At 40.2% G+C, this 23,232-nt stretch carries 21 protein-coding genes and 1 tRNA gene; 14 read left to right on the top strand and 8 right to left on the bottom strand.

What is annotated here, in order from left to right; translation table 11 throughout:
- On the bottom strand, positions 1–976 hold a 976-nt coding region (locus FTV27_RS00640), incomplete at its 3' end, for an MBL fold metallo-hydrolase (protein WP_218949470.1).
- 261 nt (positions 977–1,237) lie between these two features.
- Between FTV27_RS00640 and FTV27_RS00635 the strand changes: the two genes are divergently transcribed.
- Positions 1,238–1,612 (top strand): diacylglycerol kinase, encoded by a 375-nt coding sequence (locus tag FTV27_RS00635; RefSeq protein WP_180076757.1) that lies wholly within the window; start codon positions 1,238–1,240, stop codon positions 1,610–1,612.
- Positions 1,613–1,752: 140 nt separating this feature from the next.
- On the opposite strand, the gene FTV27_RS00630 is transcribed toward FTV27_RS00635, so the two are convergent.
- Positions 1,753–3,357 carry an isocitrate lyase gene (locus FTV27_RS00630; RefSeq protein ID WP_078192152.1) on the bottom strand — a complete coding sequence of 535 codons (1,605 nt, stop codon included), beginning with the start codon at positions 3,355–3,357 and terminating at the stop codon, positions 1,753–1,755.
- Positions 3,358–4,040: 683 nt separating this feature from the next.
- Between FTV27_RS00630 and FTV27_RS00625 the strand changes: the two genes are divergently transcribed.
- From FTV27_RS00625 to FTV27_RS00610, 4 genes are all read left to right on the top strand, one after another.
- A complete protein-coding gene (locus FTV27_RS00625) occupies positions 4,041–5,033 on the top strand; it encodes a LysR family transcriptional regulator (protein ID WP_078191331.1) in 993 nt (330 codons plus the stop codon).
- Positions 5,034–5,162: 129 nt separating this feature from the next.
- Positions 5,163–6,491, top strand: a complete 1,329-nt coding sequence (locus tag FTV27_RS00620) for a hemolysin family protein (RefSeq protein WP_180076756.1) — start codon at positions 5,163–5,165, stop codon at positions 6,489–6,491.
- A gap of 54 nt (positions 6,492–6,545) precedes the next feature.
- The gene (locus FTV27_RS00615) at positions 6,546–6,824 is read left to right on the top strand and encodes a hypothetical protein (protein ID WP_078191333.1); all 279 of its coding nucleotides are present in this window, start codon (positions 6,546–6,548) and stop codon (positions 6,822–6,824) included.
- 266 nt (positions 6,825–7,090) lie between these two features.
- Positions 7,091–8,431: a CitMHS family transporter gene (locus FTV27_RS00610; protein WP_180076755.1), complete on the top strand. Its 1,341-nt coding sequence runs from the start codon at positions 7,091–7,093 to the stop codon at positions 8,429–8,431.
- A gap of 93 nt (positions 8,432–8,524) precedes the next feature.
- Here the strand turns inward: FTV27_RS00610 and FTV27_RS00605 are convergent, their stop codons facing one another.
- The gene (locus tag FTV27_RS00605) at positions 8,525–9,031 is read right to left on the bottom strand and encodes a hypothetical protein (RefSeq protein WP_078191335.1); all 507 of its coding nucleotides are present in this window, start codon (positions 9,029–9,031) and stop codon (positions 8,525–8,527) included.
- A gap of 195 nt (positions 9,032–9,226) precedes the next feature.
- Between FTV27_RS00605 and FTV27_RS00600 the strand changes: the two genes are divergently transcribed.
- The 3 genes from FTV27_RS00600 to FTV27_RS00590 all read left to right on the top strand — a co-directional run bounded on the left by FTV27_RS00600 (position 9,227) and on the right by FTV27_RS00590 (position 10,973).
- Complete coding sequence (locus tag FTV27_RS00600; RefSeq protein ID WP_180076754.1) at positions 9,227–9,961, top strand: hypothetical protein; 735 nt, start codon at positions 9,227–9,229, stop codon at positions 9,959–9,961.
- Between the two features lie 169 nt (positions 9,962–10,130).
- Positions 10,131–10,216 (top strand) — tRNA-Leu (locus FTV27_RS00595).
- A gap of 304 nt (positions 10,217–10,520) precedes the next feature.
- Positions 10,521–10,973 carry a hypothetical protein gene (locus tag FTV27_RS00590; RefSeq protein WP_180076753.1) on the top strand — a complete coding sequence of 151 codons (453 nt, stop codon included), beginning with the start codon at positions 10,521–10,523 and terminating at the stop codon, positions 10,971–10,973.
- Positions 10,974–11,033: 60 nt separating this feature from the next.
- Here the strand turns inward: FTV27_RS00590 and FTV27_RS00585 are convergent, their stop codons facing one another.
- The 4 genes from FTV27_RS00585 to rlmE all read right to left on the bottom strand — a co-directional run bounded on the left by FTV27_RS00585 (position 11,034) and on the right by rlmE (position 15,088).
- Complete coding sequence (locus FTV27_RS00585; protein ID WP_180076752.1) at positions 11,034–11,348, bottom strand: DUF5713 family protein; 315 nt, start codon at positions 11,346–11,348, stop codon at positions 11,034–11,036.
- 87 nt (positions 11,349–11,435) lie between these two features.
- Entirely contained in the window at positions 11,436–12,290 is an 855-nt protein-coding gene (gene folP, locus FTV27_RS00580) for a dihydropteroate synthase (protein ID WP_078192158.1), read from the bottom strand.
- Between the two features lie 112 nt (positions 12,291–12,402).
- The gene (gene ftsH, locus FTV27_RS00575) at positions 12,403–14,301 is read right to left on the bottom strand and encodes an ATP-dependent zinc metalloprotease FtsH (protein WP_078191443.1); all 1,899 of its coding nucleotides are present in this window, start codon (positions 14,299–14,301) and stop codon (positions 12,403–12,405) included.
- A gap of 136 nt (positions 14,302–14,437) precedes the next feature.
- The gene (rlmE, locus tag FTV27_RS00570; protein ID WP_078192159.1) at positions 14,438–15,088 is read right to left on the bottom strand and encodes a 23S rRNA (uridine(2552)-2'-O)-methyltransferase RlmE; all 651 of its coding nucleotides are present in this window, start codon (positions 15,086–15,088) and stop codon (positions 14,438–14,440) included.
- Positions 15,089–15,283: 195 nt separating this feature from the next.
- Here rlmE and FTV27_RS00565 point away from each other — a divergent pair, with 195 nt between their 5' ends.
- Both FTV27_RS00565 and FTV27_RS00560 read left to right on the top strand, forming a co-directional pair.
- The gene (locus FTV27_RS00565) at positions 15,284–15,607 is read left to right on the top strand and encodes a YhbY family RNA-binding protein (protein ID WP_078191340.1); all 324 of its coding nucleotides are present in this window, start codon (positions 15,284–15,286) and stop codon (positions 15,605–15,607) included.
- 6 nt (positions 15,608–15,613) lie between these two features.
- Positions 15,614–16,153, top strand: coding sequence for a DOMON-like domain-containing protein (locus FTV27_RS00560; RefSeq protein WP_180076751.1), 540 nt, complete (start codon positions 15,614–15,616; stop codon positions 16,151–16,153).
- A 239-nt stretch (positions 16,154–16,392) separates the two neighbouring features.
- Here the strand turns inward: FTV27_RS00560 and FTV27_RS00555 are convergent, their stop codons facing one another.
- Positions 16,393–16,878 carry a hypothetical protein gene (locus tag FTV27_RS00555; protein ID WP_078192161.1) on the bottom strand — a complete coding sequence of 162 codons (486 nt, stop codon included), beginning with the start codon at positions 16,876–16,878 and terminating at the stop codon, positions 16,393–16,395.
- A 309-nt stretch (positions 16,879–17,187) separates the two neighbouring features.
- Here FTV27_RS00555 and carA point away from each other — a divergent pair, with 309 nt between their 5' ends.
- The 4 genes from carA to FTV27_RS00535 all read left to right on the top strand — a co-directional run bounded on the left by carA (position 17,188) and on the right by FTV27_RS00535 (position 23,223).
- Positions 17,188–18,330: a glutamine-hydrolyzing carbamoyl-phosphate synthase small subunit gene (carA, locus tag FTV27_RS00550; protein WP_078192162.1), complete on the top strand. Its 1,143-nt coding sequence runs from the start codon at positions 17,188–17,190 to the stop codon at positions 18,328–18,330.
- A 13-nt stretch (positions 18,331–18,343) separates the two neighbouring features.
- Positions 18,344–21,574 (top strand): carbamoyl-phosphate synthase large subunit, encoded by a 3,231-nt coding sequence (carB, locus tag FTV27_RS00545; protein WP_180076750.1) that lies wholly within the window; start codon positions 18,344–18,346, stop codon positions 21,572–21,574.
- 107 nt (positions 21,575–21,681) lie between these two features.
- A complete protein-coding gene (gene greA / locus FTV27_RS00540; RefSeq protein ID WP_078192164.1) occupies positions 21,682–22,158 on the top strand; it encodes a transcription elongation factor GreA in 477 nt (158 codons plus the stop codon).
- A gap of 192 nt (positions 22,159–22,350) precedes the next feature.
- Positions 22,351–23,223 carry a class I SAM-dependent methyltransferase gene (locus tag FTV27_RS00535; RefSeq protein ID WP_180076749.1) on the top strand — a complete coding sequence of 291 codons (873 nt, stop codon included), beginning with the start codon at positions 22,351–22,353 and terminating at the stop codon, positions 23,221–23,223.
- The last annotated feature ends 9 nt before the right edge of the window (positions 23,224–23,232 follow it).

The following is a 23,232-nucleotide window of genomic DNA, read 5'->3' as shown; positions in this document are numbered from 1 at the left end:
CTAAATTTAGCGGGTTCCAACGGAACTGACCATCATTCATTTCACTAATTTTACCAATACCCGGAAATGGTAAATGTGCAAATGCAACAAAGGTTTGCTCTTGAGCGAAACGTTTAAAAATTGCTAAACGAGTTTCACTGGCTTTGACCGGATCGACATCAAAATCAACAGATAACTTAGGTTGGTCAAACTGTAAATGATACGAATGAACCACATCGCCGAGGATAGCAAAACTTTTAGCTTGCGACTTTAAAATAAAAGAATAATGTCCTGGTGTATGTCCAATACTCGGTAGTACTTCTAAGCCATTAATCACCGAACCAACGCTAAAGGTCTTAAAACTTCGCATAGTTTGATAAGGCGCAATCGCTGCTTTAATTTTTGCAACGGTCGCTAAATAACCTTCACGTTTTTCAGCAGCCAAAGTGTCGACGGTATTTTCACTTAACCAATACTGACTTTCTTGCTCATTGACGTAGACCGTTGCATTTGGAAACACGGCCTTGCCTTGTTTCGCAATGCCACATGCATGATCTGGATGTAAATGGGTTAAGAAAACACTGCGTACACGATTAAGCTTATAGCCGGCCGCTTCAATATTTTGTGCAATAGAACCTAAGTTTGGTCCAAAACAACTGGCTGCACCACTATCAACAAGACTGATGCCGCCTTGTCCATCATCAATCAGATAGGCATTGACACTGGTTTGTATGCCTTTGCTCTGATCAACCGCAAGCTTTTGAAATAAGGCACTGACTTCTTCTGGAGTTAAATTTTGTTTAAATAAATCAGGACTTAATTCGAGTGTCCCATCTTTTAAAGCAATGACTTTATATGCACCCACTTGGAAAGGATAAAATCCCATGGGCTGTGTCACATTCGTTTTGATTTCCGTTTGAATAACTGCCGGCTCTGCACTGACAAACTGGCTGGTTAAAAGTGTTGCTGCAAGCACAGCAAAACTAAAGTTTTTCATTGTTGACCTATATCACTTTTATTATTTCATGCAATGAAGCAAAGGCTTCAAAATTAAAAATTTTAAACGCCTGTATTGTGCCTGAAATTCAGGCAAATTTTAAGTCTAATACTGGATAAACATAGCACTAACTTAATACAGGCTTATGTAAATCATCCTAAACTTTTAGGCCTAATAAAATAAAAGCTGAATGCAAGAAAACTTTAAGCTTGGCATGCTATATTTTCGCCAGTTTTTAAATCTATACGTCTGTACAGTACTATGAGTGAAATTTCCCCGTTTAAAGGTAAATCTGGACTTAAACGAATTTTTAATGCAACACAATATTCCCTCGACGGATTCAAAGCTGCTTATCAAAATGAAGCTGCATTTCGACAAATTGTCTGGATGAATATTGTGCTTATTCCCACCAGTTGCTTACTCGATGTGAGTCGTGTTGAACATGCCCTTATGGTAGTGGTGTGTTTATTTGCCTTAATTGTTGAGTTATTCAATTCTGCTATTGAAGCCGTGGTCGACCGGGTATCTCTAGACAAGCATCCACTTTCTAAAATTGCCAAAGATATGGGAAGTGCCGCTCAATTTGTCGCTTTAGCAATTATTTTTTTTACTTGGTTAATTATCCTTTGGCCTTAAATAAAGGGGGTCTCATTATATTTGCAGGGTTATGCCCTGCTTTTTTATATCGACACACTTCAATAAATGGATTTAAGAAGATTTTAAAGCCATAAAAAAACCCAGCTTTCGCTGGGCTTTTTTTCGAATCAGTTCAATGCTTAGTGAGCAGCGAATTGGTTCATTGTGTTTTTCGCATCGTCACCCGCTTTAAGCGCGTTGTCACCAGCGAAGATTTCTTTGTGGTCGTCACCGATGTCTGAACCAGCCATTGCTTGGTGTTTCACACATGCAATACCACCGCGGATTTCTTTACGTTGTACGCCAGCAACATAAGCCAACATACCTTCAGAACCGAAGTAACCTTGAGCAAGTTCATGTGTAGAAAGCGCAGCTGTGTGGTAAGTCGGAAGTGTAATTAAGTGATGGAACACACCCGCTTCACGAGAAGCATCTGCTTGGAATGTACGAACTTTTTCGTCAGCTTCAGCAGCTAATTCAGAGTTATCGTACTCAGCGCTCATTAATTTAGCGCGGTCGTATGCAGATACGTCTTTACCTTCAGCAACCCAACGATCGTACGCTTGTTGACGGAAGTTTAATGTCCAGTTGAATGATGGAGAGTTGTTATAAACAAGTTTCGCATTTGGAACAACTTCACGTACACGGTTAACCATGTGAGCAATTTCTTCAACGTTTGGAGTCGCAGTTTCGATCCAAAGAAGGTCAGCACCATTTTGAAGGCTAGATACACAGTCAAGTACAACGCGGTCGATTTGCGTGTCTGGACGGAACTGATACAAGCCAGAAGCAAGACGTTTTGGACGGTGAAGTTTACCGTTACGCTTGATTAGGATTTCGTCTTCTTGAGCTTCTGAAATGTCAATTTCAGTTGTGTCTAAGTAGCTGATGTATTGAGAAGCGATGTCGCCTGGCTCTTTAACCACTGGGATTTTTTGAGTCAAGTCAGCGCCTTCAGAGTCAGTACGAGCAACGATGATACCGTCATCAAGACCCATTTCTAAGAATGCATAGCGAAGAGCGTGGATTTTCGCGATGAAGTCTTCGTGTGGAACTGTAACTTTACCAGCTTGGTGACCACATTGTTTAGCGTCAGATACTTGGTTTTCGATTTGTAGTGCACAAGCACCCGCTTCGATCATTTTCTTAGCTAGTAAGTAAGTCGCTTCTTCGTTACCGAAACCAGCGTCGATGTCCGCAATAATTGGCACAACGTGAGTTTGGAAGTTGTCGATTTGAGCAGTGATTTCTGCAGCTTTAGCAGTATCACCTGCTTCGTTTGCTTTTTTAAGCGCACGGAATAAGTCGTTTAATTCTTTCGCATCAGCTTGGCGAAGGAAAGTGTAGATTTCTTCGATCAATGCAGGAACTGAAGTTTTTTCGTGCATAGATTGGTCAGGAAGTGGACCGAATTCTGAACGAAGAGCTGCAACCATCCAACCAGAAAGGTAGATATAACGACGTTCAGTTGTACCGAAGTATTTTTTGTTCGCAATCATTTTTTGTTGTGCGATAAAACCGTGCCAGCAACCTAATGATTGAGTGTATTTGCTAGAATCAGCATCATAAGCAGCCATATCACGACGCATAATTGCAGCTGTATATTTCGCAATGTCTAAACCAGTTTTGAAACGGTTTTGCATTTGCATACGTGCAGCATCTTCTGGGCTAATATCGCGCCAAGTGCTTCCGAATTTTGCTTTTAATTCACGGATTGCATCAATCGCTGTTAAGTATGTAGACATGATATGTTCCTGTAATAATATTAGGATTTTTCTGCAACGTAAGGCTAAAATCATACCCTCGAATGATTGTTCAGATTTAGAACACTTCGTTGCGATAGACACAGAGTAGATTGACTAAAAAAATTAATCCAATATTCTGCATTAATTTTCGGTATTTATTTAAAAAATATGTAGATTAAAGTCGTATTATAATAATTAACCAATATTCATAAGTATTTGTATTTAAACAATTTTATCAATAAATTTGGCTGATTTTTTTGTCTATTTTACAAACACTCTGATGAATTATTCTTCATTAGACTTAAGTCGACTGAGCATTCACTTTTAAAAAAAACAGCATTTTTTACGCCTTTTTTGCCCAAATTTACCAAACTAAATGCATGGTTATTCCGTCCTCAAATGATTATGTAAATGAGATATTTCATCTTACTTTTGAGTTTTATGAACATCACTTCGCATAATCAAAATTGCTCCTTATTTTTATTATATTTATTTAAAAATATCGGTCTAAACAGGTAATAAGTGTTTAAGAAATATGCGCTGTCGCTTCAGCAAATTTTTCTTAAAACTGCCGAATTTTAGTACAATAGTACACGTCATTTTTTCATCCATTTTTTACACAAGCCTTAGTAGTTATGGCATAATCAGATAAATTTCATGATTTTATTGTCGGTATTTATTTTATGAATCTGGAGCGGGTCGATCTCAATCTATTAATTTATCTTGATGTACTTCTTCGTGAAAAAAATGTGACTCGTGCTGCCGAGCAACTGGGTGTAACTCAGCCTGCGATGAGTAATATTTTACGTCGTCTACGCAACTTATTTAATGATCCACTTCTTATTCGTTCTTCAGAAGGTATGACACCTACAGAACGTGCGCTTGAATTACAGCCACGTATCCGTGATGCACTTTCTGACCTTTCGATGATTTTGGAACCCCGTACCGAGTTCCGCCCTTACACCTCAAATCGTGTCTTCCGCATCATGACTTCAGATTATGCTGAAGCAACACTGGTGCCGCGCCTAGTAAAAGCTTTGCGCTCAGAAGCACCCAATGTGGTTCTCGATTTTTTAACGCCTAGTGATGTGTCTTATCGAGATATGGAACAAGGTAAAGTCGACTTGGCGATTAACCGCTTTAATGAAATTCCGCAAAGTTTCCACCAAGTTTTGGTCTGGCGTGACAGTTTTTCATGCCTTTTAAATGCCAAGCATCCTGCTGCAAATAATTTAAACCTGAAGAGCTATCTAGATGCACAACACATTTGGGTATCTAAAACAGGTATGGGTGTCGGTTTTGGTGTCAACCCAGAAAAACAAGCGGGTCTAGGTTGGATTGATCAGGCTCTAGAACGTATTGGCCAAAAACGTAAAATTTCAGTTTTTACTCGTCATTATCAAATGCCTGGCTTATTGGCCTCGAATGTTGATTTGGTTGCGACTCTGCCAAGCCGTATCGCTCGCCTTCAAGCCAAAAGTCAAAACCTGTTACTTCGCGATCCACCATTCTATATTCCTGAATTTGAATTAAAAATGGCTTGGTGTCCATTACTTCATCATCACCCTGCTCATCGCTGGTTACGTCAACTTATATTGTATGTTGCACGTCAAATGATTGAAGAAGAAAACCGCGAATACTTAATGAATAACTCTCAGTTTTCACAGTATCAGTAATTAATTCTTTAATTCCTTATTAATTCAAACGTATACTGTCACTATATAGGTAGTAGTTAAGACTACTACCTTGCCCATTTTTGTGTTAGAAATACAGAAAAATAGAATGAATCACAAACAGGTGTATTCGTGAGCCTTTTCCAAAATATAGTCATTATTATTCTCCTGATCGTCGGTGCGGGTTTTCTATCCTTAACAGAAATTGCCCTCGCGGGTGCACGAAAAGTAAAGCTTAAAATTTTGGCTGAATCTGGAGATTCACGTGCACAACGTGTGCTTGACTTACAAGCCAACTCAGCAGACTTTTTCGCCGCATCACAAATTGGCTTAAATGCCGTGGCAATTCTTGGCGGTATTTTGGGTGAAGGCGCATTTCGTCCTTATTTCATAACCTTAGTGACCCGTTTTTATCAGGGCCCGTGGACTGAAACTATCGGTTTCACCCTGTCGTTTACTTTAGTCACATCCTTATTCATTCTATTTGCTGATTTGATGCCAAAACGTTTGGCGATGATCGCACCTGAAAAAATTGCCGTTGCTGTTGTTGACCCGATTCAAATCTTTATTAAGGTGTGTAAGCCAATGGCGTGGGTGATTAATGCCATTGCCAATTTGTTGTTTCGTTTATTCAAAGTGAATACAACACGCGATGACAATATTACCTTTGACGACATTTCAGCCGTGATGGATGCCGGTGCTCAAGCTGGTGTACTTCAAAAGCAAGAACACCACTTTATTGAAAACGTATTTGAGCTGGAAGAACGTAACGTCCCTTCAAGTATGACTACACGTGAAAACGTGGTGTACTTTACCCTCAAAGAATCTGAAGCCAGTATTCGTCAAAAACTCGCTGAATTTCCGTATTCAAAGTTTTTGGTCTGTAGTGAAAATATTGATGACGTGATTGGCTATGTGGATGCCAAAGATATTTTGGTTCGAATCCTCAACAATCAGTCACTTCTACAGCTCAACGAAAATACTATTCGTAATGTCCTCACGATTCCAGATACCTTAACACTGTCCGAGTTACTCGATCGCTTCCGCTCAACCAAAGAAAAATTTGCCGTAGTAATTAACGAATACGCGTTGGTTGTCGGCGTTATTACCCTCTCCGACATTATGATTACCGTGATGGGCGACTGGGTAACACCGATTGAAGCAGAACAACAAATTATTAAACGTGATGCGGATTCTTGGCTTATCGATGGCAGTACACCAATTGAAGATTTAAAGCATGCCCTCGCTTTAGATGAAATGCCCGATGAAGAAAACTATGAAACCCTTGCGGGCTTTATGATGTTTAAACTGCGTAAAATTCCACGTCCAGCTGACTTTGTTACTTATCATGGCTACAAATTTGAAGTTGTTGATGTAGACCACTTTAAAATTGACCAATTATTAGTGACCCGCTTACAACAGACTGAAACTGAACTTGATACACCAGAAGAATCGGATTAATTCGATTCTTCTTTTTTCTAAAACAATAAAATATAAATACGATGGAATACGAAGATGTCTTTTTCACTTAAAGCGATTTTGACTTGCTTTAGTTTTTATACTGGGGCTTATCTAATCTATTATTTTTTCAAAGCTCATCCACAACCTTTATTTCTATTGCTCGGTGTTGCACTGATCGTCACTGCTTGGTTTTTAACACCTTATCCTTATGAACGTGGCAGACAACAATATGACGAAACCATGCGTTTTGGTCTGTTCTTTTATAATCCCTTAATTTTTTGGTTCCGATTTTTTAGTTGGCCGATTCGGACGCTACTGTCTATTTTTGCTTAAGCGCAGTTATTGTGATCAAACTGGATCTACACGAACTTACAGTTCTCTACAGATGTTGAATATATGTAAACAGACCACTTTTTTTGAATAAAAATTAAAATAAATCGAAAATCTCCCCCTCCTTAATACCTTCATTATTAATGACTATTTTTCATCAAAATAGTGATGTATTTCACATTTTCTCACCTTTGTTTTGACTGATGAAATTTCTCTTTATGCTCTGCCCTTGGATTTAAAAACAGCTTTATATTTCAAAGGAATGAACCATGTTAACCGTACTCGGTTTGGGCATGATCTTGTGTTTTATGTATTTGATCATGTCGAAACGCTTAAGCCCACTTGTCGCACTGACTTTAATTCCCCTACTTTTTGCCTTGATTGCGTGGTTACTTGGTTTTTATTTTGACAGCTTGTCACACATACAAATAAATGAAATTGGCGACATGATGATTGAAGGTGTAAAAAAACTTGCACCGACTGGCATCATGCTGCTTTTTGCGATTCTGTATTTTGCCATCATGATTGATACAGGTTTGTTCGACCCTTCGGTGAAATTTATTTTAAAAATGGTCAAAGGTGATCCCTTAAAAGTCGTTCTTGGAACCATTACCCTGACGTTAATTGTCTCTTTGGATGGAGATGGTTCTACAACCTATATGATCTGTGTTGCTGCCATGCTGCCACTCTATAAGCGCTTAAGTATGAGCCCATTGATTATGGCATGTTTGATTATGCTCTCTAGCGGCATTATGAACCTTACGCCATGGGGTGGGCCTACAGCCCGCGCCGCCAGCGCACTTCATGTCGACCCAAGTGATGTTTTTGTTCCGATGGTTTTACCGATGCTATTTGCCATCGGCTGGTTGTACTTTTTGGGAACCATGTATGGTCGAATGGAAAGAAAGCGTCTGGGAATTGTCCAATTGGATATCAGTCATGGTGAAAACATTCAAATCTCAGATAATCCAGAAGCCAACCGCGCAGATCTACGTTGGTTTAATGCACTGTTAACCGTCGTTCTGATGATTTGTCTGGTTTTTAGTATTTTACCTATGCCTATTTTATTCATGGTGGCTTTATGTATTGCGCTAGTCGTCAACTACAAAAATGTCGACTTGCAAAAAAAGTTAATCGCACACCATGCAGGTAGTGCTTTAAACGTGGTCGGTATTATTTTTGCTGCAGGTATTTTTACGGGAATTTTAGCCGGAACAGGTATGGTAGAAGCCATGTCAAAAGAGCTTGTGGCGATTATCCCTCAAAGTATGGGTCCCTATTTAGCACCGATTACCGCTGTCATCAGTATGCCGATGACTTTCTTTATGTCGAATGATGCTTTCTATTTTGGGGTTTTGCCAATTCTTTCAGATGCAGCAGCTCATTATGGAATTGCACCTGTAGAAATGGCACGTGCCTCCATCGTAGGGCAACCTGTACACCTACTCTCTCCACTTGTCCCTTCGACCTATTTACTCTGTGGACTTGCGGGTATCGAGTTTGGACAACATCAGAAATTTACCATTATCTGGGCTGTGATCACGTGTTTTGTCATGTTAGCAGCGGGTCTAATCTTTGGAATGTTTCCGTTTTATTCGAGCTTAACTTAAAATTTTAAAGATAAAAAAGCACCATCAGGTGCTTTTTTATGCTTAACAATAGAACTAGCCAGTGCTTTACACTCACAGGTTCATTTGTAGTAATTAATGCTTTGAAATTAATGCTTCTAGAACTGCTTCATAATGAATGCGAATATCATCTTCTAAAATTTTATAAACATTGTCGAATTGCACCATTGGCCAGCCTTCTTTCCAAAATGGGAAAATATTATGCAGGTCATGAGTCACCGTTGCGTCTTCACGTACAATTGCTTGTGCAACTTGTGACAATACTTGTGCAGTTTCAGCACCATCAATCGCTAAATAATCAATTCCACGAACTTTCAAAATACGGATACGGTCTTTCTTATAGCGAATTTTTTTACTTTGGCCTTCATTTAAGCCTAAAGCCAGAGTCACAGCTTCAACAAATTTATCTTCAAATGCTTGATTTAATTTCACCAAAGCTTGTTTATGAGCCTCTTGACGACCAGCTTTCCCCCCACTACGAATCACTTCATTTGCTTCAGTATTTAAAACATCTGATTTCATCGACTGAAGAATGTCTAGAATTTCGATATCGCTTAATGTTTCAGGAGAATGATCAGTCATAAACTGCCTATAAAAACTTAATATTCAATAAGTATGTATTTTCGCATAAAAGAAGGATGAAAACTGCGACCTTCACTATAGAAATTGCGATTTCTCTTATAATGTTCAGATATACAACATGATTTAGAAAAAAGTTCTGTTAAAAATATCGAAATCAACTATATTATTTTCACGCTTTAATATTAACGTCACAATATGACTCAAAAGAAACAGGCTGCGCTTTACCTTCAACAACTGAAACAGCAATATCCAGCAGCCTTTAAACATAATTATTTATTTTATAGCCAACTGAAAACTCAAGGCATTTTAGACGAACTCAAAGAACTCATTCCTTGGGTTTTGGCGGCGATAATTTTTATTTCTTTGAGCATGAGTATTGGTCATGCAGTGCAACTGTATTTTCCTGATATGAGTGAGTTTCGAGCTCATGGTATTGCTGTACTGAGTATTATGCTGTTTTTCATGCTGGTTGTGCCCTTAGTCATCAAGCAAATCAAACACAGTTCAATGTCCCTGTATCAAAGTTTGAAGAATACGCCATTCAGACTTGCGATCGTGATTTTATTACAATTACTCAATATCGCCTTTTTACAAAGCACCTTCGTTCAATCTGTATTGTTCTTTTTCGCCATGAGTTTCGGCTTTGTGCGTTTTTATAAAGAAAATCTATTCAAAGGTGGAAGTAACACCCAAGAATACTATTTTCTGCAAGAGACACGTCGTATTGCTTATTGGTCGTATAAACAAATGCTTAAAGCAAAATTACGTTTAACACTCAGCAATCCAAATCAAGCAAATCATAAACAGTTATCTGAGCGCTTTACACAGTTCCAAAATTTGCACATACAAATGCTACATCAGGAAAATCAGCTATGTAAAAAGCTAAAGCACCAAAATGTTGAACATTATCTTGATGAGTTAATGAAATAAGTTGACTTTGGTGTAGTGAAAAAAACTTTAATTCACTGCTCAAAATGTCATTCAATACATCAATATTTTTGAATATTTTCAACTTATATGCATGAATTGATTGATTTTAAAACAAACACCATCAAATACACTTGCCAAGGTCCATTTCGTCCTCTATTATTGCGCACATGCCCGAGTGGTGAAATCGGTAGACACAGGGGATTTAAAATCCCCCGCCCACAAAGCGTGCCAGTTCGAGTCTGGCCTCGGGCACCATTCTTATACTTTTAAGATTGGTGCAATAAAAGATCCAGCAATTTGCTGGTTTTTTTATGCCTAAAATTTATAAATCTATTATTATTCAATGCCAATATCTTCAGATTTTGATCTCCCTACACTACAACTCAAGCATCCCGATGCCTTTTATCAACGGCTGCTGTTTGCGCATTTCAAAATTATCAATCTAACGCCCACTGCACCCGTTTTAATCTTTAGCTTTTGCCTGATACTTTTTATCTCACTTGGCAGCGCCGCACTTGGGCATATACTTTCAACGGCACTTTCAATTCACGCCCCCAAAATGGCGTTCAATCTTGGTGTATTGATTATTCTTCCTTTGATCTATTGCTATGTTTGGTATGCACATTATCAAGCACGTTTTAGCAGTAAGTTTGCAGTTCAACGTCTGCAAATACAGCTGTATCTCCTTGGGGGATTCACACTTATCCTCGCTACTAACTTTAAATATCTACAAACAGATGTATTAAACCTCATCAGTCTCTGTGGACTTTTTTTCAGTCTTTTTTTATGTGTATTTACTGAATTGTTTTATAAACGTGATAGCAGTGCCATTGAACGAGTAAAACTACAAAAGCTTCGCCAACTGGCATTTTGGTCTTATCAACAATCCTTAAAACAAAAAGAGCATCAAACGTATTTCTACGCCCTACACTTACAAGCCATGCAAGAAGAACAGAAACTATCAGCATCGATCAAATCATCGTTTAAAGATTTTATAGACAAAGCTAAATAATTTTTTAAATCCCTAGACACAAAAAAGCCCTGTCACTACAGGGCTTTTTTTAAAGTTCAATTACCATTCTCGGTTAGCAACTAACTCTTCCATTTCAATATCCATATGGCCTTCGTCTTGCAGCACCATCATCATGGCTTCTGCAATATAATCTGCAGCCGTATCATCCAAAGACGAATCTAACTCTTCAAATTGAGGTTTCATCTTATTGAGCTGTGCAACCGTTTCATTGGCAAAATGGTAGATATCAGTTGAACTTAAATCTGCTTTTGCGATTTTCTTCGCAAATTGAACAACCAATAACTTCACCTCTGCAACCAACACATCTGGGTAATATTCATCATCAAACATGGGTAGCAGTAAATCTGCAAACATACGAAACTCTATCACAAAACATTCAGGGCGCTTATATAACACAAATACTACAATTCACCAAATTTATTGGGATTCAGTATTTTCAAATCACACTGCATTCTGCATGGCTTGCCAAACACGAATCGCATTTACCGTCGCTTTGACATCATGTGCGCGAACCATACATGCACCTTGTTGAATGCTGAGTAAATGCGCTGCAACCGAGCCTACAGCGCGATTTTGTGCATCTGCACCGCCAAGTGCTTCACCGATAAAACGCTTACGTGATAATGCAGACAGGATCGGATAGCCCATGTTATTCAATTGATAGAATTGCTGTAAAAGCTTTAAGTTTTGCTGCGCATTTTTAGCAAAACCAAAACCCGGATCAATCATAATATTTTCTGCACGGACGCCTGCGTCCAATGCATCTTGCACACGTTGCTTTAATTCATCGATGACGTCAGCAACGACATCTTGATACTGATCTAGATTATTCATCGTGGTGGGTTCTCCACGCATATGCATAATGATCACTGGAATATCCAGTTTTGCAGCGGTTTCTAAGGCATTCGGCCGAGTTAATGCACGTACATCATTCCAGATATGCGCACCTGCTTGAACCGCTGCCTCAATCACCTCAGGTTGCGAGGTATCGATAGAAATCACCACATTGTGTTTGGATAATGCTTCAACGACGGGTACGACCCGTCGAATTTCTTCTTCAACCTCAACAACAGATGCACCCGGACGTGTTGACTCACCACCGACATCAATCACTGTCGCGCCATCCACTATCATTTGTAAGGCATGTGCTATAGCTTGGTCTTTACCATTATGTTTGCCACCATCACTAAAAGAGTCCGGTGTGACATTTAAAATCCCCATCACATGTGGCTCTGACAAATCTAATTGCAAATTACCACAGTTTAAAATTTTATTAGGCAAAGACACCAACTTCATAGTACACATCCCAGATTTTGCTGCGCTTATTTTAACGCTAAGTTTGCTCAGCATTGCGCTCACATGCATTTATTTTCATATAAAAAAACCACCCGAAGGTGGTTTTAAAATTTTATGCTTTTGGCAATGACGGTAATGGTGGTGGAACATCTGGACCATCCGTTGGTGTAACATCAATCACTGGATTTTCAGCGATGTACACTTTTGGTGGTTGAGGTTCACGACCTTCCATAATGTCACGGATTTGATCACGATCAATGGTTTCCCATTCAAGCAATGCTTTCACCATGGCATGTGCGATATCTTTGTTATTTTCAAGAATATCGCGTGCAACTTTATATTGTTCATCTAAAATGCGGCGAACTTCACGGTCAACTTCAAGCTGCGTTGCTTCAGAAATCACACGACTTCCTAAACCACCCATGAATGACTGCTGTGAATCATCTTCGTAAACCATGACGCCCATTTTATCGGACATACCGTATTTAGTAACCATTGCTCGTGCCATTTTCGTTGCACGTTCAAAGTCATTTGAAGCACCAGTCGACATTTGGTTAATGAAGACTTCTTCTGCAATACGACCACCAAACAAAATTGAAAGTTCATTCAACATTTTGTCTTTGTAATGGCTGGTTTGGTCATGTTCAGGCAACTGCCAAGTCACACCCAGTGCCCAACCACGCGGCATAATTGTCACTTTATGCACAGGGTCTGTACCCGGCAATATTTCAGCAACAATTGCATGACCTGCTTCATGATAAGCCGTCGCACGACGTTCTTCTTCGCGAATCACCATCGATTTACGTTCAGGACCCATGTAAAGCTTATCTTTTGCATCTTCAAAGTCATGCATATCGACCGTATTCTTGTTACGACGTGCAGCAAACAGTGCCGCTTCGTTTACAAGGTTAGCCAACTGTGCACCCGAGAAGCCCGGTGTACCACGTGCTAAGACTTTGACATCTACACCAGTCACAGAAGGTAATTTTTTCAAATGTACATTCAGGATTTGCTCACGACCTTTAATATCAGGTAGAGACACCATCACTTGACGGTCAAAACGACCTGGACGAAGTAAAGCTTTATCCAATACGTCAGCACGGTTTGTTGCAGCAATGACGATAATACCTTCGTTGCCTTCAAAACCATCCATTTCAACCAACATTTGGTTTAATGTTTGCTCACGCTCATCATTACCACCACCTGTACCTGAACCACGGTGACGACCAACGGCATCGATCTCATCGATGAAAATGATACATGGTGCATGACGCTTTGCTTGTTCAAACATGTCACGGACACGAGACGCACCCACACCCACGAACATTTCAACAAAGTCAGAACCCGAAATACTAAAGAACGGTACTTTCGCTTCACCCGCAATCGCTTTAGCAAGTAAAGTTTTACCTGTACCCGGAGGACCAACCATAAGCACACCTTTCGGAATGCTTGCACCAAGTCGTTTGAACTTAGATGGATCTTTTAGGAAGTCAACGATTTCAACAACTTCTTGTTTAGCTTCATCACAGCCCGCAACATCAGTAAATGTCACTTTGATTTGGTCTTCAGAAAGCATTTTTGCTTTTGACTTACCAAAACTCATTGGGCCATTCTTACCACCAGCTCCACCACCCATGTTGCGCATAAAGAACATGAATAACAGAATGATTAAAAGAACAGGGAAACTTGCAATCAGAAGTTGCATCAAAATACTTTGACGCTGTGGCGCTGTACCTTCAACAACAACATTGTTCTTGATTAGGTTCGGCATAAGTTCAGGATCTTGAACCGCAGGACGGATACTTTCAAACTCAGAACCGTTTGATTTTTCGCCACGAATTCTTTCGCCATCAATGGTGACTTGTTTAATCTGACCCGCATTTACGGCTGCCACGAACTCAGAATAGTTCATCGCGGTCGGTTGATTGCGGTCACTGACGTTGCTGAAGATTAAAACCAGCACGCCTAGGATAACCAGCCACAACACGGCATTCTTAAAAAGATCGCTCAAAGCTTTATTCCCATTTCTATCTAATTCGTTCAATCCCATTTACATGGGTGACTCTAATACTTACGCTGCAGAGTAGCTTCGCAATAATTTAAAAACGTACAAAATGCACAATTTTTAACGAGTTGGCAAGTAAACTTTACTTGAAAGCTTTCTTACGTCCCTGCCCGATTAAAAACACTTCTTTAGATCGAGCACGTGAAGCCGCCGGTTTTGCTGTTTTCAGCACATCAAATGTGTCTACAACTTGCTTACGGTATTCATCAAATCCAACACCTTGGAACACTTTAACAACAAATTGTCCATTTGGTCCAAGAACCTTTTGAGCAAAGTCGATTGCTAATTCACAAAGATAGATCTGACGCGGTTGATCTACAGCCTTATTACCTGATGTATTGGGGGCCATATCTGAAATTACAACGTCTACAGTACGTCCATCTAAAATTTTTAACAATTCATCGAACACTTCTTGTTCACGAAAGTCACCTTGCAAGAAGGTCACATCGGGTAAAGCATCCATGGGTAAAATATCAGAAGCAATTACCAAACCTTTGTCGCCAACAAGTTTACCGGCAATTTGCGACCAACTACCTGGTGCAGCACCTAAGTCGACAACGGTCATGCCTGGCTTGATCAATTTGTATTTTTCTTGAATTTCAAGCAATTTATAAGCGGCACGCGCACGATATCCTTCCTTTTGTGCTTTTTTCACAAAGGGGTCATCAAGATGCTCACGCATCCAGTCACGACTACTTTTGGATAATTTCTGGTTAGTAATGCGGGTAGCCATAACTCTCTAAATAAAAAAAACTTCTCAGTCTTGATTGTACGTGAAATTCAGCACTTTTGCAGTAGACATGTGTATCTAAAAAGCATCTTAAATCATGTTTTTTTCAATAATCTTCATCGAGAAAATGCCGATTAAATACAGCGCTTCAACTTTGATTTTGCTATACTAGGTCGTTTTTAAAATTAGGTTATATTTATGGCGGCTTTATCTATTCAAGAACGTAAACGCTTACGTCAAATTGGTCACACCCTAAACCCAGTTGTAATGGTTGCGGACAAAGGCTTATCAGAAAGCGTTGTTGAAGAATTAAACCGTGCGTTAAACGACCATGAGTTAATTAAAGTGAAAGTTGTGGCAGAAGACCGTGAAGCTCGTGCTGCAATGATTACTGAAATTGCGACTGTTTCAGGTTCTGAAGTTGTTCAAACGATTGGTAAGATTGCTTTGATTTACCGCAAAGCGGCAAAACAAAATGCAAAACTGTCTAACCTTGTTCGCTACGCACACCTGTCTAACTAAGCATTTATGGCAAGTTTCGAACTCAGCGCTTTTGATCGTCGCTTTCAGGCTGTATCAGTCGTTGGTGCTATCGAACAACAAAGCCCATATACTTTAAATGTGGGTTATTGGATTCGAGACCCAAACCAACTGATTCAATGGCCAGAATTGGTATCATCTCACCCACGAATCGATTTTTTGTGGGAACATACCTGCTTAGAAGTTTTTATTGGTGTACGCAACGAAGACTTTTATCGTGAAATCAACCTCTCCCCTTCACAAGCTTGGCAGGTTTACCAGTTTGAAGAATATCGCTATCCAGAAGATATGCCGCCACAAGCTGCTTACGATATCGAACTGAATCAGTTGAAACGGACGCACTATGGCTTAAATGTCAGTCTTGATCTGACAGAATTTATGCTGAAGTACAAACTTAAATGGGAAGATCTCTATATTGGTCTAACTGCTGTACTGAAAACCCCTCAAGGTAAACAGTACTATGCCATGCAGCATAGTAGTCCAAATGCTGACTTTCACAACAAACGTGATTGGCTACATCAGTTCTAAACTTTTTAATGTTTTGATCTTCGATAAAAAGCAAAAGTACGATCTTTTGCTTTTTTATTGCCTGCTTATTTTTAAATAAGTGCTTTGTACTTAAATGTACTATTCACAATAAGGGAGCCATTAATGGCTCCCTTATGCATATATAGCGTTAACTTTAAGTTTAATTCGCTCTCACCCAATCCAGCTCCCTGGAATGACTAGACTTAGCTTAAGCGCTTTAAAATTCATGTCATTCACAATTAACTTTTAAGATCTGTGGTTTGATCCGTAACTTCAGCTTTTACTGGTGAAATTTTTTTCCACGCTTCCAAAGTATGTTCCTTAGAACGCTTAAATGTTTCTGTTAGATGATCTTTGTGTTTTCCTGAAATTTGGGTCACATCTTCTTTCAGCTCTTTTCCAAGTTTTGAAAGATCATCAATAACCGTATTAAACTCAGTTTTCACAAATTCTTTGAGTTCACTAAAATCTTTTTGCGATGAACCAAATTGAACTTTTAGCTGATCAAGTTTATTCAACACATCTTGCTTCAACTGACGCAATTGATCTTGCACACTGGCATTCAACTGCTTTGCCTCTGCTCCGATCTTTTCTTTGCTTTCAGTGACCGCTTCTGTGGCTTGGACACTCGCTTCTTTTGCAACTTGTTCAAGCTTTTCAGCACCTTCGATAACGACTTCTTTCAGGGAGGATTTAGCCGCTGTTTGTTTTTGTTGAGTTGCCATGACTTTGTACCTATAGTTTTTGCTGACCGAACCACAATAGCGCTTATTGATAAATTTTAATTTATGATTTGTCTGACAATAATTAATTGCTTACATTTTTCTACGATTTTGCAAAACCAAACTTTATTCTAAAATGCAAGCGCTTTATCTGCTTTATTCCTAATATTTACAATGGACTTTCAGTGGCTTTCTGCGTATAATGCCGTGTTAAGTTCAAGCGAGCAGATGTAAGGAGGGTAGGTTTTTAAGCAGCCTTCCTTTTTTTTCGTCTTCTCGCTTTTTTACAGCCTAAATTTCAGGAGCTTTGGTTTGAGCACCCCAGCAATTTTAGCCCTTGCCGATGGTACTATTTTTAAAGGTACTTCAATTGGCGCATCGGGTAGTACGACTGGTGAAGTCGTTTTCAACACTGCCATGACTGGCTATCAAGAAATTTTGACTGACCCAAGTTATGCACAACAACTTGTGACCCTAACTTACCCACATATCGGTAACACAGGTTGTAATGATGAAGACGCTGAGTCAGGTCGAATTCATAAAGTATGGGCCAACGGATTGATCATTCGTGACCTACCTTTATTGCATAGCAACTTCCGTGCTGAGCAATCACTAAGTGATTACCTTAAACAACACAATGTTGTTGCTATCGCAGATATTGATACTCGTAAATTAACGCGTATTCTGCGATCAAAAGGTGCGCAAAACGGTTGTATCCTTGCTGGTGAAAACGCGACTGAAGAAGAAGCGTTAGCTAAAGCACGTGCTTTTGGTGGTCTTAATGGTTTAGACCTTGCAAAAGAATGCTGTGATCCGACCGGTTTCGAGTGGACTGAAGGCTCTTGGGCGCTTGGTAAAGGTTTCGCTCAACCAGAACTTAAATTCCATGTTGTAGCATACGACTACGGTGTCAAAACCAACATCTTACGTATGCTCGCAGACCGCGGTTGTAAATTGACTGTCGTGCCTGCGCAAACTCCTGCTGCTGATGTACTTGCGCTGAATCCAGATGGCGTGTTCTTATCGAACGGCCCCGGCGATCCAGCAGCATGTGATTATGCAATTGAAGCTGTAAAAACAATTGTAGAAGACGCACGTAATGTACCTGTATTCGGTATTTGCTTAGGTCACCAAATTCTTGCACTTGCATCAGGTGCAAAAACTGTGAAAATGCCTCACGGTCACCACGGTGCTAACCATCCTGTACAAAACTTAGAAAATGGTACAGTGATGATTACTTCTCAAAACCACGGCTTCGCAGTGGATGCAGAAACTCTTCCTGCAAACTTGAAAGCTACGCACAAATCGCTGTTCGACCAAACCCTTCAAGGGATTCATCGTACAGACAAACCTGCGTTCAGTTTCCAAGGTCACCCAGAAGCAAGCCCTGGTCCACATGACTGCGCACCACTGTTCGATCATTTCATCGAACTTATCGAAGCATCTAAGAAGTAATTAAGGAAGCATCATGGCTAAACGTACAGACATTAAAAGCATCTTAATTATTGGTGCTGGTCCGATTGTGATCGGTCAAGCATGTGAGTTTGACTACTCAGGTGCGCAAGCATGTAAAGCCCTTCGTGAAGAAGGTTACCGAGTTATTCTTGTTAACTCTAACCCTGCAACGATTATGACTGACCCTGCAATGGCAGATGCAACGTATATCGAACCGATTACGTGGCAAACTGTTGCAGCGATCATTGAGAAAGAACGCCCAGATGCAGTTCTTCCAACAATGGGTGGTCAAACTGCATTGAACTGTGCCCTTGCCCTTGATGAGCACGGCATTTTAGAAAAATACAATGTTGAATTGATCGGTGCGACTAAAGAAGCAATTGAAAAAGCCGAAGACCGTAAACTCTTCGACCAAGCAATGCGTAAAATTGGTCTTGAATGTCCAAAAGCTGACATCGCTGAATCAATGGAAGAAGCGTTAGAAATTCAAGCACGCTTCGGTTTCCCTGTGATTATCCGTCCATCATTTACGATGGGTGGTTCAGGCGGTGGTATCGCATACAACAAAGAAGAATTTATCGAGATCTGTGAACGCGGTTTCGACCTTTCTCCTACTCACCAACTTTTAATTGATGAATCATTGATTGGTTGGAAAGAGTACGAAATGGAAGTTGTTCGTGACAAAAACGACAACTGTATCATTGTATGTACCATTGAAAACTTTGACCCAATGGGCGTGCACACAGGTGACTCAATCACTGTTGCCCCTGCACAAACATTAACAGACAAAGAATTCCAACTTTTACGTAATGCCTCTTTAGCAGTACTTCGTGAAATTGGTGTAGAAACGGGTGGTTCGAACGTTCAGTTCGGTATTAACCCGAAAGATGGCCGTATGGTTGTGATCGAGATGAACCCTCGTGTTTCTCGTTCATCTGCTTTGGCATCTAAAGCAACCGGTTTCCCAATTGCAAAAATTGCAGCGAAATTGGCAGTCGGTTATACCCTTGATGAATTGAAAAATGACATCACTGGCGGTACAACTCCTGCATCATTCGAACCTGCGATTGACTATGTTGTGACTAAGATTCCTCGTTTCAACTTCGAGAAATTCCCACAAGCTGATGCAACTTTAACTACACAGATGAAATCTGTGGGTGAAGTCATGGCAATTGGCCGTAACTTCCAAGAGTCAGTACAAAAAGCGCTTCGTGGTCTTGAAGTGGGTGCTGCTGGCTTTGATGAAAAAATCGAAGTGGGTACTGAAGGTGCGAAAGAGAAAATCCTTCAAGAACTTAAAGTGCCTGGTCCTGAGCGTATTTGGTACGTTGGCGATGCATTCCGTCATGGTTTCACGTTAGATGAAGTGTTCGCTGCGACGAATATTGACCGTTGGTTCTTGATCCAAATCGAAGACATCATCAAAACTGAAGAAAAAATCAAATCTTTAGGTTTTGGTGACTTAAACGCTGACAACATCCGTTCGTTCAAACGCAAAGGTTTATCTGACCTTCGTATTGCGGACTTGATGGGCATTTCACAAAAACAATTCCGTAAACACCGCTGGAACTTGGGCGTAACTCCAGTTTACAAACGTGTAGATACATGTGCGGCTGAATTCGAATCTGATACAGCTTACATGTACTCAACTTACGATGAAGAATGTGAAGCGAATCCGTCTACTCGCGACAAGATCATGGTCATCGGTGGTGGTCCTAACCGTATTGGTCAAGGTATCGAGTTCGATTACTGCTGTGTACACGCTGCCCTTGCAATGCGTGATGACGGCTATGAAACCATCATGGTGAACTGTAACCCTGAAACGGTTTCTACAGATTACGACACATCAGATCGTTTGTACTTCGAACCAATTACTTTGGAAGATGTACTTGAAATCGTACGTATCGAGAAGCCTAAAGGCATTATCGTTCAGTACGGCGGTCAAACTCCGCTTAAATTGGCTCGTGCTTTAGAAGAAGCTGGTGCGCCAATTATTGGTACATCACCTGACGCGATTGACCGTGCAGAAGACCGTGAACGTTTCCAACAAATGATTCAACGTCTACAACTTCGTCAACCAAACAACAGCATCGTAAAATCTGCTGAAGAAGGTATGGCTGAAGCAGCAAAAGTTGGCTACCCACTTGTGGTACGTCCATCTTATGTACTTGGTGGCCGTGCGATGGAAATCGTGTACAACGACGAAGAATTGAAACGTTACTTACGTGATGCGGTTCAAGCATCTAACGAAGCGCCTGTACTTCTTGACCACTTCCTAGATGATGCGATTGAAGTTGACGTGGACTGCGTATCTGACGGTAAAGACGTTGTGATCGGCGGTATCATGCAGCACATCGAACAAGCTGGTATTCACTCAGGTGACTCAGCATGTTCTATTCCTCCTTACTCTTTATCTAAAGAAGTTCAGGACGAAATGCGCCGTCAAACCATCGCTATGGCGAAAGAGCTTGGCGTAATTGGTTTAATGAACGTACAGTTTGCTGTTAAAGGCACTGACGTATACATTCTAGAAGTGAACCCACGTGCATCACGTACTGTTCCATTCGTATCTAAGTGCATTGGTGAATCTTTAGCGAAAGTTGCTGCGCGTTGTATGGCTGGTCAATCTTTAGAATCTCAAGGATTCACTACAGAGATTATTCCTGAACACTTCTCTGTAAAAGAAGCAGTGTTCCCATTCAACAAATTCCCTGGTGTTGACCCAATTCTTGGCCCTGAGATGAAATCTACAGGCGAAGTGATGGGTGTAGGCAAAACATTTGGTGAAGCGTTCTATAAAGCTGTGTTAGGCTCTAATGACCGTTTACCTGGCCTACCAACAGAAGGCGAAGTTAAACATGCATTCTTATCTGTTCGTCATTCTGACAAGCCTCGTGCTGTTGGTATTGCGAAACAGCTAACAGATCTTGGCTTCAAAGTCATCGCTACTGGCGGTACTTATGATGTGATTAAAGATGCTGGTATTGAATGTGAACGTGTGAACAAAGTGACTGAAGGCCGTCCTAATATCGTAGACCGCTTGAAAAATGGCGAAGTTCACCTCATTATCAATACAACTGAAGGCAAACAGGCTCAAGAAGATTCATTCTCGATCCGTCGCTCTGCATTACAAGGTAAAGTGTATTACACAACTACCCTTAACGGTGCTGATGCAGTATGCCAAGCTTTAGCAATCAAATTGCCAATGGATGTATACCGCTTACAAGACCTTACTAAAGGTTAATTAAGTTACCGAGAAGTCCCGCCACCTCTCGGTGGCGGGCTTTTTTTCATTTCTAGGTCAGTAAAAATTTTACTGATTTTTTCTTTTTACAAACATGAGGGACAACAATGCAACGTTATCCTATGACTCCCGAAGGCAAAATTGCCCTAGAGAAAGAATTACAGCAACTTAAAAGTGTTGATCGTCCACGTATTACTGCAGCAATTGCTGAAGCGCGTGAACATGGGGATTTGAAAGAAAACGCTGAATACCACGCTGCTCGCGAGCAACAAGGTTTCTGTGAAGGCCGTATCCAAGATATCGAAGGTAAATTGGGTGCTTGCCAAGTGATTGATGTTAAATCACTTGAGCAAAATGGCCGTGTGGTTTTCGGTGTGACAGTGACCATTGAAAACTTAGATACTGAAGAACAAAAGACTTATAAAATCGTTGGTGATGACGAAGCAGATTTTAAAATCAACAAAATCTCTGTGAACTCTCCAATTGCGCGTGGTCTTTTGGGTAAAAACGAAGGCGACGATGTAAAAATCAACACCCCACAAGGTGAAGTTGAGTATGAAATTTCTAAAGTTGAATATCTTTAATTCATTAAGATAAGCAATTTTAAGCCCCTCTTTTGAGGGGTTTTTTATTGTTCTATGTTTTTCGCTTAGGTAATGCATGCTATCGAGTGACCAAAATGTACGTTCAGCAACAATAGTCGACTGAATACGTCATTGTTCAAATGGCTTATTTCATTAAAGTGTTATCTAAAACAAAAAGAGTCATAACACACGATGAAATTTGGACATGCAAGCCGAACGGCACAAGCTGCCGCTGCTATTCGCGCAAATCATTATTTATATGCGAACCAACCTGTTTTTTCCGACCCTTACGCCTTTCATTTCACCAGTCCAATTTGGCGTCAACTGCTTTCAAATCGTACGTTTATAAAAGCGTTAAATAGCAAAATACCCAACCAAACATTTGGATTACTCACTGCACAGGTGGTGGCACGTTCACGCTATGCCGAAGATCAATTAGAAAAGGCAGTACAACAAGGAATTAAACAATATGTGCTGATTGGTGCAGGTTTAGATTCTTTTGTCCTCCGATTAGCGCAGAAATACTCAGATATTAAAATTTTTGAGGTTGATCACCCAGATACTCAAACATTAAAAATACGAAGTTTACAGAAACTCGGACATATTCCAGACCATGTTGAGTTTGTTTCTATTGATTTTGAAAAAGAAAATTTAGCGCATGCCTTAAAACGGAGTTCTTATGATACAAAGCAAACTGCTTTCTTTTCTTGGCTTGGTACGACGCATTATTTAAAACCAGAAACAACTTTTAGCACCTTGCAAACCATTGCTGAATTTGCAGCCTCAGGTAGCGAATTGGTTTTAGACTATTCCATTCCCTATCAAGATTTAACTGGTATAGAGCGTGTAGGATCATTTGCTGTTTCCAAATTTACCTATTTTTTAAGTGAAGCCATTATTGGGACATTTCACAGTAATGAGTTACACCGTGCCGTGACAAATCTGGGTTATGTAGTCTTAGAAGATTTATCTGCACATGACATTACACAGCGTTATTTTGCAAATCGTAAAGATCGAATACGGCATACTCAAGCCACGCATTTGCTGCATTTAAAACGAGCTTAAGCATTTATC

Origin of the sequence: Acinetobacter sp. YH12251 (genome assembly GCF_013417465.1) — a bacterium.
GTDB classification, from domain to species: domain Bacteria; phylum Pseudomonadota; class Gammaproteobacteria; order Pseudomonadales; family Moraxellaceae; genus Acinetobacter; species Acinetobacter amyesii.
This window is presented reverse-complemented; position numbering and strand designations above follow the sequence as displayed.